The organism is Acidiphilium sp. PM (genome assembly GCF_000219295.1).
GTDB classification, from domain to species: Bacteria; Pseudomonadota; Alphaproteobacteria; order Acetobacterales; family Acetobacteraceae; genus Acidiphilium; species Acidiphilium multivorum.
In genome coordinates this window covers 1-14735 of the sequence record NZ_AFPR01000487.1, presented here as the reverse complement: position 1 = coordinate 14735, position 14735 = coordinate 1, and the positions used below count along the sequence as shown (strand labels likewise).

Below are 14735 nucleotides of genomic sequence, written 5' to 3'. Positions count from 1 at the left end.
CAGCGGCCCGTATCCGAGGGCAAGCGCCACGATCAGTTTCACGTCGCCACCGCCGATCGACCGGCGCAGATAGACGGCGAACAGCACCGCGAACAACACCGCGGCCACGGCAAGGCTCACGCCGAGGGGCTGAAAACCGTCTCGAAGCCGGAGAAATATTCCGGCGAGGGCCATGGTGGCCGGAACGCCGTCGGGAATCCGGCGCAGCAGCAGGTCCTGCCAGCAGGCAAACGCCAGCGGGACGAGCATCGCGATCTGCACCACATGATCCATCCACCTGTCCGAGGCTTGCGGCGGCGCCGCTGTTGATGCGGCGCAGATTGGCAGGCGATGACCAAGGATGGGTTAACGCGGCGGCCCGGAAAGCTGATCGAATGCCTCGAGCGCCTCGGCGGCATACATCGCCGAGGGACCGGCGCCCATATAGACCGCCATGCCGAGCGTTTCGGCGATTTCGGCGCGCGTGGCACCGGCGCGGGCGGCATCGCGCGCATGATAGGCGATGCAGGGCTGGCAGCGCGTCGCCACCCCGATCGCCAGCGCGATCAGTTCCTTGGTCTTGCGGTCGAGCGCATCGCCCGCGCAGGCGGCTTTCGCCAGGGCCGAGAAGCCGGCCATCGCCTCCGGCGCCGCCTTGCGCAGGTCGGCGACACCGCCATTCATCGCGCCGATCAGCGCGCTCCAGTCCTCGATCATCGGTATCGGCTCCTTCAGTCGGACGTGCCAGCCAGCATCAGCGCCAAGGCGCAGGAGGCCAGGCGGGTGCGGGCGTCATCGGCCCGGCTGGTCAGAACAATGGGGATGCGCGCGCCGACGACGACGCCGGCGGCATCGGCGCCGGCCAGGAAGGTGAGCTGCTTGGCGACCATGTTGCCGGCCTCGATATCCGGCACCAGCAGGATGTCCGCCCGGCCGGCGACCGGCGACTCGATTCCCTTCTCGGCCGCGGCGCGCGCGTTCACCGCATTGTCGAACGCGAGGGGGCCGTCGATGATGCCGCCGGTGATCTGGCCGCGCTGGCCCATCTTGCAGAGTGCCGCGGCGTCGAGGGTCGAGGGCATCGCCGGGTTCACCGTCTCCACCGCCGACAGCACGGCGAGGCGCGGCGACTCGATCCCGATGGCACGGGCAAGGTCGATCGCGTTCTGGGCGATATCGCGCTTGGTCGCGAGATCAGGGGCAATGTTGATCGCCGCATCGGTCACCAGCAATGGGCGCGGATAGCTCGGCACGTCCATGACATAGACGTGCGACAGCCGCCGTCCGGTGCGCAGGCCGTTCTCGGCCAGCATCACCTCGTGCATCAGCTCGTCGGTGTGCAGCGCGCCCTTCATCAGCAGCTTCGCTGTGCCGTCGCGAACGAGCTGGACGCCGCGGGCGGCGGCCGCGTGGCTGTGCGGCACCGCTTCGATCCGCATGTCAGCAAGATCGAGCCCGGCCTTTTCGGCGGCGGCACGGATCTTCGCTTCCGGCCCGACCAGGATGGGCACGATCAGCCCGGCCGCGGCGGCATCGAGCGCGCCGCGCAGGCTGACCTCGTCGCAGGGATGCACCACGGCGGTTGCCAGCGGGCCGCGCGCCTTGGCCGTGCCCAGCAACGCGTTGAACCGCTCGTGCCGGCTGAGCCGCACTTCCGGCAGCGGCATCGCCGGCCGCCGCACCTTCTCGGTCGGCGCCGCGACCAGGGCGGTGCCGCGCAGAACCTCGGTGCCCGACTGGTTGACCGCCGTGCACGCGAGGGTGACCCGATGCCGCGCCGGCTCGAGCTCGGTGACCGTCACCGTCGCGGTGATCTCGTCGCCCGGCCCGACCGGGGCGCGGAACTGCAGACTCTGGTCGAGATAGATCGTGCCCGGCCCGGGCAGCCTGGTGCCCAGCACCGCCGAGATCAGGCCCGCCGTCCACATGCCGTGCACGATGATGTGGTGGAACATGTCCCCACGGGCGTAGTCGGGGTCGAGATGTGCCGGATTGATGTCTCCTGAGATATAGGCGAACAGCGCAATGTCATCGGCCCGCAGAATGCGGCGCACGCTCGCGGTATCGCCGACCTTCAGCTCGTCGAAGGTGCGGTTCTCGATCATCGGCGCCGCGAGGGAGGCGGGCACCGGCGCGATATCGTTCATGGCGGCCTCCGGTCAGCGTTCGTGGATGTAGTGCCCGGGTGCTGCGCCGAGCACCGGGTAGCCGGCCTCCTCGCGGCCGAGCGGCGGCGGCGCGGCCGGCGGGCCGGAACGAGCGCCGAGAAAGGCGACCCATTCCGGCCACCAGGAACCGTCATGCTTCGGCGCCTCGTCCTGCCACGCCTCCGGCGCGAGATAGGGCTCGCCGGGGGAACGATCGAGAATCGCGTAGTGGCGATGCGGGTGGCCCGGCTCGCTGACAATGCCGGCATTGTGCCCGCCGGAGGTCAGCACGAAGGTGATGGGACCGCGGTTGAGCAGGTGAAGCTTGTAGACCGAATGCCATGGCGCGATGTGGTCGCGCTCGGTGCCGACGACGAAGAACGGCACGTCGATGTCACCGATGGCGACCGGCCGGCCGCCGGCGGAAAGCCGGCCCTCGGCGAGGTCGTTGTGCAGGAAGAGATGGCGCAGATATTCGGCGTGCATCCGGTAGGGCATGCGCGTCGCGTCCATGTTCCATGACATCAGGTCGTTCGGATGTTCCTGCTCGCCGATGAAGTAGCGGCGGATCATGCGCGACCAGATCAGGTCGTTCGAGCGCAGCATCTGGAAGGCGCCGGCCATCTGCTTGGTGTCGAGATAGCCCTGCTGCCACATCAGGTCTTCCAGGAAGGCAAGTTGCGCCTCGGTGATGAAGAGCTGGAGTTCGCCGGCCTCGGTGAAATCGGTCTGCGCGGCGAAGAGCGTGACGGAGGCGAGGCGGCTGTCATGATCGCGGGCCATGGCGGCGGCGGCGATCGAGAGCAGCGTGCCGCCGAGGCAGTAGCCGGTGGCGTGGATCTTCCGCGCGCCGGTGATGGCGCTGACGGCGTCGAGCGCGGCCATCACGCCATCGGCGCGGTAGTCGTCGAGCGAAAGGTTGCGGTCTTCCTTGTCCGGATTGTGCCAGGAGATCATGAACACCGTGTAGCCCTGCCCGACCAGGTAGCGGACCAGCGAATTCTCCGGCGAGAGATCGAGGATATAGTATTTCATGATCCAGGCCGGAACGATCAGCACCGGCTCCGGCCGCACCGTTTCCGTCACCGGGCTGTACTGGATCAGCTCGATCAGCCGGTTGCGGTAGACCACCCTGCCCGGCGTCACCGCCACGTCGCGCCCCGGCGCGAGCGGGAGCCGGTTCTCCTGGTTCAGCGCGATCTCGGTGTCCTTGAGCAGGTTGCGCAGGCCGGCCCTGACCGAATCCCCGCGGCTCTCGCGGGCCGCGTGCTCGACCTCGGGGTTGAGCATCGGCAGGTTGGCGGGGGCGACCGCATCCAGCGCCTGGCGGATCATGAAATCGACGATGCGTTCATGCGCGGCGTCGACCCCGGCGATGCCCGTCGCCGCATCGTGCCACCAGCGCTCCATCCGGAGGAAATACTCCTTGTAGAGCCGGTAGGGCATGTCCTGCCAGCGGGGATGATCGAAGCGATGGTCGTTGTCGCAGGGCGGCGTCACCGCCTCCTCGAGGCCAAAGGCGACGCGCCAGACCGCCGCCCAGTCCTCCATCGCGCGGCGGGCAAGGTCCATCCGCCTTGTCGGCTGGTTGGCGAGATGCACGGCCCAGTCGCGCCAGGCGAGCGCGATGCCGGCCGGGGCGAGGCCTGCGGTCAGCCGTGCTTCGGCCGCATGCAGCGAGCGGTCGAGCGCATCGGTGGTGGAGACCGGCTCGTTCGGCGCCACCGAGGCGGGCGGCGCCGGCGGCGGCAGGGCCGAGACCCGGGCCCGGGCGGCTTCGGCCGGCGGTTTCGCGTGGCCGGTGGTGCGGGAGCGGCTGGTTTCGGTGGTCACTTTACACGTATCCTCGCAGGGTGGAGATCATCAGGCCATGATGTGCTGGCCGCCATCGACCGGGACGACCGTGCCGGTGATGCGGCCGGCGGCAGGACTGGCGAGAAAGGCGGCGAGGCCGCCGACATCCTCGATCGTCACCAGATGGTGTTCGGGCGCGAGGCGCGCGGCCTCGGCCAGAAGATCGTCGAAATGGTCGATGCCGCTGGCCGCGCGTGTAGCGATCGGACCTGGCGAGAGGGCGTTCACCCGGATGCCCTGCGGGCCGAGTTCAGCCGCGAGATAGCGCACGCTCGATTCCAGCGCTGCCTTCACCGGCCCCATCAGGTCGTAATGCTCGACCACGCGGATCGACCCTTCATAGGAAACGCAGAGCAGTGCCCCGCCGGCGCGCATCAGCGGCTCGGCAAGGCGCGCGCAGCGGATGAAAGAGTGGCACGAGACATCCATCGCCTGGGCGAACCCGGCGGTGGAGGAGTCGATCAGCCTGGCGTGCAGGTCGGCCTTCGGTGCGAAGGCGATGGAATGAAGAAGGAAATCGAGCTTGCCCCAGCGGCGCGCGATCGTGTCGAAAACGGTCTCGAGCGCCCCCTCCTGTTGCACGTCGCAGGGCAGCAGCATCTCGCAGGGCAGGCCGCGCGTGACCGGCTCGACGAAGGATTTCGCCTTGTCGTTCAGATAGGTTGCGCAGAACCGCGCGCCAGCGGCGGCAAAGGCGCGGGCACAGCCGGTGGCGATCGAATGCTCGTTGGCGATGCCGAGCACGAGCCCGACCTTGCCGGAAAGATCGACGACGGGAGGCGCCATCGGCTCAGGCCGCAGTCCGGTCGGTCTCCCGGCGGGCCGCGGCCGGCGGCTGCTGGCCGCCCGAAGACGGAATGCCGGCGCGGAGCATGGCCTCCATCACGCCGAACTGGGCCTGGAAAATCGCCTGCATCAGCGCGAATTCAGCTTCGGCCACGCGCATCATGCTGCCGGCCATCGTCTCGAACAGGACGGGCGAAAAGCTCGATGCGAGGAAGGCGCCCGAGGGTTCGCTCGCATGCTTCGAGTTGAGAGTGCTGGTCATTGTGAACCTCCTTCTTCCCCGAGGCGTCACTGGTGGCACGCAGTCTGGCTGGCGTCGTTGATGCAGGTCAAGCCGGGAACGGGCCTGTCCCGATATGTTCATATCGTCATGTTACACGAGTCCGCGGGACGCTCCGGCGGGCCGGCTGAAAGGAGGCATGATGGGGTGGCGCGCCGGGCTGCGGCGATTGGCGCCGGTCGTGGTGGGGCTGGGTCTCGGGCTCGGCTTCGCGGCACGGCTCGCGGGACAGGAACGGCTTGCGGCCGGTCTGTGGATCGCGCCGGCCATTCTGGTCGCCGCCGAGGTCGCCGTCGATTTCGCGGCCGGGCTGCTTCGCGGCGCGCTGGGCGTCGACCTGATCGCGCTGCTCGCCATCATCGGCTCGATCCTGCTCGGGCAGAATCTGGCGGGCGTGATCATCGCGGGGATGGTGGCGGGCGGCGCGGCGCTCGAGGATTATGCCGGGGCGCGCGCCCGGCGCGAACTTGCCGCCCTGGTCGGACGCACACCCACCACGGCGCATCGCCACACGGATGGCACGATCGAGGACATTCCCGCCGGCGCCGTCGTCATCGGCGACAATCTGCTGGTCAAGCCCGGCGAGGTGGTGCCGGTGGACGGCGCGCTGGGTGACGCCGCGACGCTCGACGAATCGGCGCTGACCGGCGAGCCGCTGCCGGTGACACGGCACGCCGGCGATGCCGTGCGCAGCGGCGTGCTGAACGCGGGCGGGCCGTTCTCGCTCCGGGCGACGGCGACCGCGGATGCCAGCACCTATGCCGCGGTGATCCGGCTCGTCGCCGCCGCCGAACGCGAACGCCCGCCGATGGCCCGGCTGGCCGATCGCTGGGCGCTCGGCTTTCTCGGCGTGACCCTCACGGTCTGCATCGCCGCCTGGCTGGCGAGCGGCGATCCGGTGCGCGCGCTCGCCGTGCTGGTGGTCGCGACCCCCTGCCCGCTCATCCTGGCCACGCCCGTCGCGCTGATCTGCGGCATTTCGCGGGCGGCCGGGCGCGGTGTGATCGTCAAGGGGGGCGGCGCGCTGGAACGCCTTGCCCGCGCCGACATCGCCCTCTTCGACAAGACGGGCACGCTGACCGCCGGCACCCCGTCGATGACCGGGCTCGCGGCGCTGGACGGGTTTTCTCCGGCCGAGGTGCTCCGCCTCGCAGCCTCGCTCGAACAGGTTTCGCAGCACGGCGTGGCCGAGGGAATCGTCACCGCGGGGCGCGCGGCCGGCCGGCTGGTCACGCCCGTCAACGTGACCGAAACGCCGGGTCTCGGCCTCTCCGGCCTGGTCGGCGCCGACCAGGTGATGGTGGGCGGCGCCCGGATGTTCGAGACGGCGGGAATATCGCTGCCGCAAGACGGGCATGTCGCGGCGCGGGCCAATGGTGCCGAGGCGACCGCCTGGGTCGCCGTCAACGGCCAGCCGGCGGGCGCGATCACGCTGACCGACGCGATTCGGCCGGATGCACGGCCGCTGATCGCATCGCTCCGCAATCTCGGCTTCCGCCGGCTGGTGATGCTGAGCGGCGATCGGCCGGAACCGGCGGCGCGGGTCGGCGCCGAACTCGGGCTCGATGCCGTTTATGCCGCGCTGTCGCCGGCGGAGAAGATCGGAAGGGCGCGGGAGGAACGCGCTCACGGCATCACGATGATGATCGGCGACGGGATCAACGATGCGCCGGCATTGGCGGCGGCGGATATCGGCATCGCCATGGGCGCGCGCGGCGCCGCGGCGGCGGCAGAAGCGGCAGAGGTGGTGCTGATGCTCGACCGGCTCGACCGCGTCGCCGAGGCGGTGTCGATCGCACGGCGCACGCGGTTCATCGCGCTGCAATCGATCGTCGCGGGCATGGGACTTTCGATGCTGGCGATGACGGTGGCGGCGGCCGGCTACCTGCCCCCGGTTGCCGGCGCGTTGCTGCAGGAGGCAATCGACGTGGCGGTCATCCTGAACGCGCTGCGCGCGCTCGGCGGCGGCGGGCGATAGCGGCCGGGCCGGATTGCCGCGCAGCCGGCCCGCCCTTCGGGTGCGTGATCCTTTGCGCGATCGCCCGAATTGTGGATCATGATATCTCCTGAACGGCGGAGCACCGATCGCGGGATCTGGGCGGAGACATGACGTGACGGCAGATGCGGGGCGATCCTCGGCGATGGGGTGCGACGTTGCGGCCGCCGGCACGCCGGCCGGGCCATGACCCTGCCCGCGCGCGAGGATCTCGAATTGCGGGTCGGCGGACGGCGCATCGCCGCGGCGCGCTGGCGGGGTCGTGACGACGCGCCGTCCATCGTCTTGCTGCATGAAGGGCTCGGCGCCATCACGCTGTGGCGCGATTTCCCGCCCGCCCTCGCGGCCGCGACCGGCTGTACGGTGCTCGCCTATGACCGGTTCGGCTATGGCCGTTCCGATCCCGCGCCGCTGCCCTGGCCGGTGCACTACATGCACGATGAGGCACTCGGCGTGCTGCCGCGCCTGCTCGACGCCGTCGGGATATCACGCGCAATCACGCTCGGGCATTCCGACGGCGCGTCGATCGCGCTCATCCATGCCGGGGGCATGCAGGATGGCCGGCTGTGCGGAACGATCCTGATCGCGCCGCATCTCTTCGTCGAGGATATCGCGATCGCGCGGATCGAGGCCGCACGCGGGTCCTATGAAACCACCGATCTGCGCGACCGCCTCGCCCGGCACCATCGCGACCCGGACAACGCCTTTTACGGCTGGAACCGCACCTGGCTGAGCCCGGCATTCCGCGCCTGGCGGATCGACGATCATGTGCCGGCGATCGGGGTACCCGTCCTCGCCGTCCAGGGCAGCGACGACGAATACGGCACGCCGGCGCAACTCGCGCTCCTGGCGGCGAATGCGCGCTGCCCGGTCGAGACCCATCTGATCGCCAGGGCAGGACACGCTCCCCACCTCTCGCAGCGCGACGAGGCGTTGCGCCTGATCATTCGCTTCCTGATGCGGATTTTCCGTCCGGAAAGGTGAACCCGCCGCGACAGCGACCATGCTGCGCGACGGTTTTCATTATGATATCGACACGTTACTGGGGCGGTCCATTAGGGCTTGATATAGTCAAAGCCGGCCTTTTCCAGTTGCATGATCCGGACAAGACCGCCCGGAACAATCATCGCCGTGGGCTCCAGTTTCGGCATGTGACCAAGCTTGCGCGCCATCGCCTCCATCGTCTTGTGGCATGCATCGAATTCGATTCCCTCCTGATCCATCGCCGCGACCCGCTTCGCAACGGGCGAGTGCGGAAACAGCATCTTCAATCCCGGGCCGTAGGTGACCACGACGATTTGCACCTTGTCATTACCGAATGCTTCCAGCAGGTTCTGTGCATTGTTCAGCACGAGATTCCAGCGTGCCAGATCGCCCTGGCTGACCTGGATCACCACGTGATGGGTGGCAAAGGCGTGCGGATGTTCGAAAGTCGGATGATCGAAGTTGAAGTTGTTCAGCATCGAGGGATTCGCCCGAGCAATGCCGCGCGACGCGAGAACGGCACAGGCGACGGCAAGCACGAGACCGAAAGCGGATTTCATGGACTGTTCCTCCCAATCCGTTTGTTGATGGAGAACTGTTCCGCCGAGGCAAAACTGTTCTGTTGTGGATCATAGGCGCAACATCGCCGGGGGAACAGCTTAATTGACGCTCCGGCTGGAGCAGTTTCTTATCGGCAAAAACAGGAACGGAATGGAGGAATGCCCATGGACGCAATGGTTTCACCCGCTGCAACCGCGGTTTCCGGCTGGCTCGCCGATTTCGAGGCCGCCCTGGCCAGCGGCGATGCGGCCAAGGTCGCCGCCCTGTTCGGGACCGAATGCTACTGGCGGGATCTGGTCAGTTTCACCTGGAACATCAGGACGATGGAAGGGCATGACGGCATTGCCGACATGCTTCAGGCGAAACTGAGCGAGGTGCAGCCACGGCATTTCGCGATCGACGACATCGCGACCGAGGCAGACGGCGTGACCGAGGGCTGGTTCACCTTCGAGACGGCAGTGGCGCGCGGGCGGGGTCATCTGCGCCTGAAGGGCGGCAAGTGCTGGACGCTGCTGACCACCATGACCGAACTGAAAGGCCATGAGGAACGGCACGGCCGCACGCGCCCGATGGGCGCCGAGCACGGCGTGCATCGCGACCGCAGTTCCTGGCTCGACCGGATCGAGGCCGAGCGCGCCAGCCTCGGCTACACCGAGCAGCCCTATGCCCTGATCATCGGCGGCGGCCAGGGCGGCATCGCCCTCGGCGCGCGGCTCCGCCGGCTCGGCGTGCCGACGATCATCATCGAGAAGAACGAACGCGCCGGCGATTCCTGGCGCCGGCGCTACAAGTCGCTCTGCCTGCACGATCCGGTGTGGTACGACCATCTGCCGTACCTGCCCTTCCCGGATCACTGGCCGGTCTTCTCGCCCAAGGACAAGATCGGCGACTGGCTGGAAAGCTACGTCAAGATCATGGAGCTGAACTACTGGACCAGCACCGAGGCGACCTCCGCGCGCTATGACCAGACGGCGGGCGAATGGGTGGTCGAGGTGATGCGCGAGGGCCAGCCTGTCACGCTGCGGCCGAAACAGCTCGTGCTGGCCACCGGCATGTCCGGCGTGCCGAACCTGCCGGACTATCCGGGCATGGACGAGTTCAGGGGCCAGCAGCACCATTCCAGCAAGCATCCCGGCGGCGAGGCCTGGCGCGGCAGGAAATGCATCGTCATCGGCTCGAACAACTCGGCGCACGACATCTGCGCCGATCTCTGGGAACACGGCGCGGACGTGACGATGATCCAGCGCTCGTCCACGCATATCGCACGCTCGGAAACACTGATGGATCTCGCTCTCGGCGGGCTCTATTCCGAACAGGCGCTGGCGAACGGCATCACCACGGAAAAGGCGGACCTGATCTTCGCCTCGATCCCGTACCGGATCATGGCCGACTTCCAGAAGCCGGTCTATGCAGAGATGAAGCGGCGCGACGCCAGCCTCTACGAACGGCTGGAGAAGGCCGGCTTCATGCTCGATTTCGGCGAGGACGGATCGGGCCTGTTCATGAAATACCTGCGCCGCGGCTCCGGGTATTACATCGATGTCGGCGCATCGGAGCTGATCGCCAATGGCAGCATCAAACTGAAATCGGGCGTCTCGGTGAAGGAAATCCGGCCCCATTCCGTCCTGTTCAGCGACGGCAGCGAATTGCCCGCGGACCTGATCGTCTACGCAACCGGATACGGCTCGATGAACGGCTGGGCCGCTCAGCTGATTTCGCAGGAGGTGGCGGACAAGGTCGGCAAGTGCTGGGGCTTCGGCTCGGACACGAAGAAGGATCCCGGCCCGTGGGAGGGCGAGCTGCGCAACATGTGGAAGCCGACGCAGCAGGACGCGCTATGGTTCCATGGCGGCAACCTGCACCAGTCGCGCCACTATTCGCTCTATCTCGCGCTGCAGCTCAAGGCGTGGATGGAAGGGATCGCCGGCAAGGTCTACGGGCTGCAGGAAGTCTACCACAAGGGCTGAGCCGGCTCCGGCACACCGGTGAATCGCCCGGACCGGGTCCGGACGGCTCACCGGCTGCGCCGTTTGCGGGACGTCAATACCCCATCATGCCCGGACCATACCCGCCATAGCCGCCCATCATGCCCCAACCGCCACCGCCGAAGCCGGGATGGCCATACCCCATGCCGAAGCCGTAGCCGATGTTCGAAAGCCCCGGCAGCAGCACGCTGGCCTGGCCTTTCTGATAGTCGGTCAGATGCGGCAACAACGCCTTCGCGGCCGCCTGCTCTCTTTCATAAGCCTTCTTCCGCAGGTCGAACATCTGTTGCATCAAGGCAAGGCGCTGGTCCGGCGAGAGCGACCACATCATGCCTGGCCGCATCACCCCCCGCACGCCGTTCCACACGTTCTGCTGCGCGTCGGTCACGGCCTTGGCGTAGGCATCCCAGGCGGGGCGCTGGCCATCGGTGATCTTGAGCGTCTCGCGCAGCACGTCGAGCCTTGCGCCGGCGAACTGCCGCCCGGCCTTGCCGCTCAAACCGCCGCGCGCCCAGCCGTAGCCCTGCATCATGCCGGGTCCGTAGCCGCCTCCGGGGCCGTAACCGGCGCCCGGACCAGCGCCGGGCCCCTGCGCCACGGCCATCGCCGTGCCCGCCGCCAGCAGGCCTGCGGCGGCCATGGTCTTCCATACCTTGAACATGGACATGCTCCTTCATCGGATGCGGGACGCCAACGGCGTCCATCAACGCGAACAGGCTAGGAGCAAGATGATTTGCGGTCGTTGACCTCGATCAAGCGGCCGTGAGCGGGCGGTTGGCGCGGGCCAGAACCACGTCGAACAGGATCTGCGCGCCGGTCTCCGCCTCATCCTCGGTGATCGATTCCGCCTCGTTGTGCGACAGCCCGTCCTTGCAGGGCGTGAAGATCATGGCGCTGGGCACCACGCGGGCGATATGGACAGCATCGTGCCCCGCCCCGGAGACCATCTCCCGCGCCGCCAGCCCGCGCCGCCGGCAGGCCTCACGGACGAGATCAACGCAGGCGGCGTCGAACGGCGTCGCCTCGACGCGGAAAACCGGGGTCACCACGATCCCGAGCCCGCGCGCCGCGGCGAGCGCCGCCGCCTGTTCGGGGAATTCCCGCGCGAGGCGGGCGATCTCGGCATCCGACGGGTTGCGGAACTCGGCGGCGAAACGCACCTCGCCGGGAACCACGTTGGGCGAGTTGGGATGAACGCTCAGCCGCCCGACCGTGCCGCGCCCCAACTCACCGCATTCGCGCATCAGCCGCTCGACCAGGAGAACGATCTCCGCGGCTCCGGCCAGCGCATCCCGCCGGGCGGCGGGCGGCGTGGTGCCGGCATGGGAGTCGCGGCCGGTCAGCACGATATCGAACCAGACCTGCGCCTGCGCGCCGGTGACGATGCCGACCGCCTCACCTCCCGCCTCGAGCAACGGCCCCTGTTCGATGTGCAGTTCGAAGAACGCATCGGCCGGGCGATGGGTCGCTGGTTCCGCTCCCTCGGCGCCGATCGCGGCCAGTGCCTCGGCGACGGTCACGCCCGAAGCGTCGCGCAGGGCACGGATCGCCGCCTCGGGCTGCACGCCGGCCCAGACCGCGCTGCCCATCATCGCGCGGCCGAAGCGGCAGCCTTCCTCATCGGTCCAGTTGACCAGCTCGAGGGGCGCCTCGGTGACGATGCCGAGCTCATCGAGCGTGCGCATCACCTCGAGCCCGGCAAGAACGCCGAGCGCGCCGTCGAACTTGCCGCCGGTAGGCTGGCTGTCGAGATGCGAGCCGAACATCACCGGCAAGCGGTTCGGATCGCGCCCTTCGCGGCGGGCGAACATGTTGCCCATCGTGTCGGTGCGCAGGCTGAGCCCGGCGGCGGCGCACCATTCGGCGAAACGGGCGCGTCCCGCGCGGTCCACCTCGGTCAGCGTCACGCGGTTGACCCCGCCTTTCGGCGTCGCGCCGATCTCGGCCATGTCCATCAGCGCGCGCCAGAGGCGGGCGCCATCGATCCGGTAATTCGTGCCTTGCGTCATGCCGGCATGATGGCCTCCGGCGCCGCCGGCGCGCAAGACCGCCCCTTGCGCAGCCGCGCCGACACGGAACATTATGACGCAACGGAAAACGGGGATACGCCATGAAAACAATCGGTCATTTCATCAACAACGAGACCGTCGCGGGCACGGGGGCGGAGCGTCTGCCCGTCTTCAACCCGGCGACCGGGGCGCAGACCGGCGCGGTGGCGGTGGCGACAGCGGCGGAAATCGAGGCGGCGATCGCCGCGGCGCGCGCCGCCTTCCCCGCCTGGGCCGCCACCCCGCCGCTCCGCCGGGCGCGGATCATGTTCCGCTTCAAGGAACTCGTCGAGCAGCACAAGGACGAGCTGGCGAAGGCGATCACGCTGGAACACGGCAAGGTCATTTCCGATGCCGGCGGCGAAGTGGTGCGCGGCCTTGAAGTGGTGGAATTCGCCTGCGGCATTCCCGAACTGCTGAAGGGCGATTATTCACGCAATGTCGGCACCAACATCGACAGCTACTCGTTCCGCGCGCCGCTCGGCGTCGTTGCCGGCATCACGCCGTTCAACTTCCCGGTGATGGTGCCGATGTGGATGTTCCCGATGGCGATCGCCTGCGGCAACTGCTTCATCCTCAAGCCCTCGGAAAAGGACCCCTCGCCCGGCCTGTTGCTCGCCGAACTGCTGAAGGAAGCCGGGCTACCGGCAGGCGTGTTCAACGTGATCAACGGCGACCGTACCGCCGTCGACGCGCTGCTGACCGACCCGCGCATCGCCGCCGTCAGCTTCGTCGGCTCGACGCCGATTGCCGAGCACATCTACCGCACCGCCTCGCATCACGGAAAGCGCGTGCAGGCGCTGGGCGGCGCCAAGAACCACATGATCGTCATGCCCGACGCCGATCTCGACCAGGCGGTCGACGCGCTGATCGGCGCCGCCTACGGCTCGGCCGGCGAGCGCTGCATGGCGATCTCGGTCGCCGTCGCGGTGGGCGGCATCGCCGACCCGCTGGTCGAGCGAATCGCGAGCCGGGCGCGCAGCCTGAAAGTCGGCCCCGGGCTCGACCCCGAGGCCGAGATGGGGCCGCTGATCACCAGGGAACACCAGGCGAAGGTCGAATCCTATATCGAGGCCGGCATCGCGGAAGGGGCGCGCCTCGTCGTCGATGGCCGCGGCCTGAGATTGCAGGGCCACGAGGACGGCCATTTCGTCGGCCCGACCCTGTTCGACCATGTCCGGCCCGGGATGAAGATCCACCGCGAGGAGATCTTCGGCCCGGTGCTCTCGGTGGTGCGCGAGGCGAATTTCGATGGCGCGGTGAGGATCATCAACGAGCACGAATTCGGCAACGGCACCTCGATCTTCACCCGCGATGGCGACGCCGCGCGCAGCTTCGCCGACCAGATCGAGGTCGGCATGGTCGGCATCAACGTGCCGATCCCGGTGCCGATGGCGTTCCACTCCTTCGGCGGCTGGAAACGCTCGGCCTTCGGCGATCACGGCATGCACGGCCATGAAGGCGTGCATTTCTACACCAAGCTGAAGACCATGACCTCGCGCTGGCCGACCGGCATCCGCGCCGGCGCCGAATTCGCGATTCCGACCATGCGGTAAGCAGAGCCACCGGCCCGATTGTTGCAGGGCCGGCCCTGTGCCGGCCCATCCGCGGCTTAACCAGCCTCAGATGACCGACGCGAAATCGGTCCGGTCAGGCGGACCGGGAGCAAAAAGGAAGCGCGCGCGTTCGCCGCCGAGACCGATCAGCGCCGAGGACACGGTGCCGAACCCGCCACGCGGGCCGACATTGAGCGCAGTGTCGGCGGGCGGGGCGCGATCCGCCAGCAGCGCCCGCCAGGCGGTCCACGCATCGGCGGCGGGATCGGGGCGGGGGGCAGCCTCGAACGCACCGCGATAGCGGGCAATGCGCGGGCTGTCCGGATCGTTCGGGTCGTGCGGGGTGATCATGGTGATGCCGGGGTCGAGCCGCATCGTCTCCGGCGCGCCGCGTTCCAACCCGCGCAGGACGTATCCGCCGGCGGCATCGGCGACGAGCAGGTTGAAGCTGCGGTAGCGCCCGGCATCCAGCCGGGCGAGCCGCGCCGCCGCCGCCGCCGCCGAGCGCTCCTCCAGTGCCATCAGCGGCAGCGCGCCCCGGCTCGCCTTGTCCGGCGTG

At 68.5% G+C, this 14735-nt stretch carries 14 protein-coding genes; 4 read left to right on the top strand and 10 right to left on the bottom strand.

All coding sequences use genetic code 11. The features are described 5' to 3' along the window. The 6 genes from APM_RS15265 to APM_RS15240 all read right to left on the bottom strand — a co-directional run. The coding region (locus APM_RS15265) for a prepilin peptidase (protein ID WP_007424277.1) at positions 1–273 on the bottom strand (273 nt) is incomplete at its 3' end. 72 nt (positions 274–345) lie between these two features. After that, positions 346–696 (bottom strand): carboxymuconolactone decarboxylase family protein, encoded by a 351-nt coding sequence (locus tag APM_RS15260; protein ID WP_007424276.1) that lies wholly within the window; start codon positions 694–696, stop codon positions 346–348. Positions 697–710: 14 nt separating this feature from the next. Next, positions 711–2126: a bifunctional enoyl-CoA hydratase/phosphate acetyltransferase gene (locus APM_RS15255; protein ID WP_007424275.1), complete on the bottom strand. Its 1416-nt coding sequence runs from the start codon at positions 2124–2126 to the stop codon at positions 711–713. A gap of 12 nt (positions 2127–2138) precedes the next feature. Next, positions 2139–3959 carry an alpha/beta hydrolase gene (locus APM_RS15250; RefSeq protein ID WP_007424274.1) on the bottom strand — a complete coding sequence of 607 codons (1821 nt, stop codon included), beginning with the start codon at positions 3957–3959 and terminating at the stop codon, positions 2139–2141. Between the two features lie 30 nt (positions 3960–3989). Then, complete coding sequence (fabI, locus tag APM_RS15245) at positions 3990–4766, bottom strand: enoyl-ACP reductase FabI (protein WP_007424273.1); 777 nt, start codon at positions 4764–4766, stop codon at positions 3990–3992. A gap of 4 nt (positions 4767–4770) precedes the next feature. Further along, a complete protein-coding gene (locus tag APM_RS15240) occupies positions 4771–5028 on the bottom strand; it encodes a hypothetical protein (protein WP_007424272.1) in 258 nt (85 codons plus the stop codon). A 157-nt stretch (positions 5029–5185) separates the two neighbouring features. Here APM_RS15240 and APM_RS15235 point away from each other — a divergent pair, with 157 nt between their 5' ends. Continuing rightward, a complete protein-coding gene (locus APM_RS15235) occupies positions 5186–7024 on the top strand; it encodes a heavy metal translocating P-type ATPase (protein ID WP_013641165.1) in 1839 nt (612 codons plus the stop codon). Between the two features lie 204 nt (positions 7025–7228). After that, positions 7229–8026: an alpha/beta fold hydrolase gene (locus APM_RS15230; protein WP_007424270.1), complete on the top strand. Its 798-nt coding sequence runs from the start codon at positions 7229–7231 to the stop codon at positions 8024–8026. 71 nt (positions 8027–8097) lie between these two features. Here APM_RS15230 and APM_RS15225 read toward each other — a convergent pair whose 3' ends face one another. Further along, positions 8098–8586, bottom strand: coding sequence for a DsrE family protein (locus APM_RS15225; protein ID WP_007424269.1), 489 nt, complete (start codon positions 8584–8586; stop codon positions 8098–8100). 165 nt (positions 8587–8751) lie between these two features. On the opposite strand from APM_RS15225, the gene APM_RS15220 reads away from it, so the two are divergent. After that, positions 8752–10554 (top strand): NAD(P)/FAD-dependent oxidoreductase, encoded by a 1803-nt coding sequence (locus APM_RS15220; RefSeq protein ID WP_007424268.1) that lies wholly within the window; start codon positions 8752–8754, stop codon positions 10552–10554. Positions 10555–10627: 73 nt separating this feature from the next. Here APM_RS15220 and APM_RS15215 read toward each other — a convergent pair whose 3' ends face one another. After that, on the bottom strand, positions 10628–11233 hold the full coding sequence (locus tag APM_RS15215; protein WP_007424267.1) for a Spy/CpxP family protein refolding chaperone: 606 nt from the start codon (positions 11231–11233) through the stop codon (positions 10628–10630). A gap of 91 nt (positions 11234–11324) precedes the next feature. Beyond that, positions 11325–12653 (bottom strand): Zn-dependent hydrolase, encoded by a 1329-nt coding sequence (locus APM_RS15210; protein WP_039888949.1) that lies wholly within the window; start codon positions 12651–12653, stop codon positions 11325–11327. Positions 12654–12682: 29 nt separating this feature from the next. On the opposite strand from APM_RS15210, the gene APM_RS15205 reads away from it, so the two are divergent. Next, positions 12683–14176 carry a CoA-acylating methylmalonate-semialdehyde dehydrogenase gene (locus APM_RS15205; RefSeq protein WP_007424265.1) on the top strand — a complete coding sequence of 498 codons (1494 nt, stop codon included), beginning with the start codon at positions 12683–12685 and terminating at the stop codon, positions 14174–14176. 66 nt (positions 14177–14242) lie between these two features. Here the strand turns inward: APM_RS15205 and APM_RS15200 are convergent. Then, positions 14243–14735, bottom strand: a 493-nt coding sequence (locus APM_RS15200; protein ID WP_007424264.1) for a hypothetical protein, incomplete at its 5' end; no start/stop codon positions are given.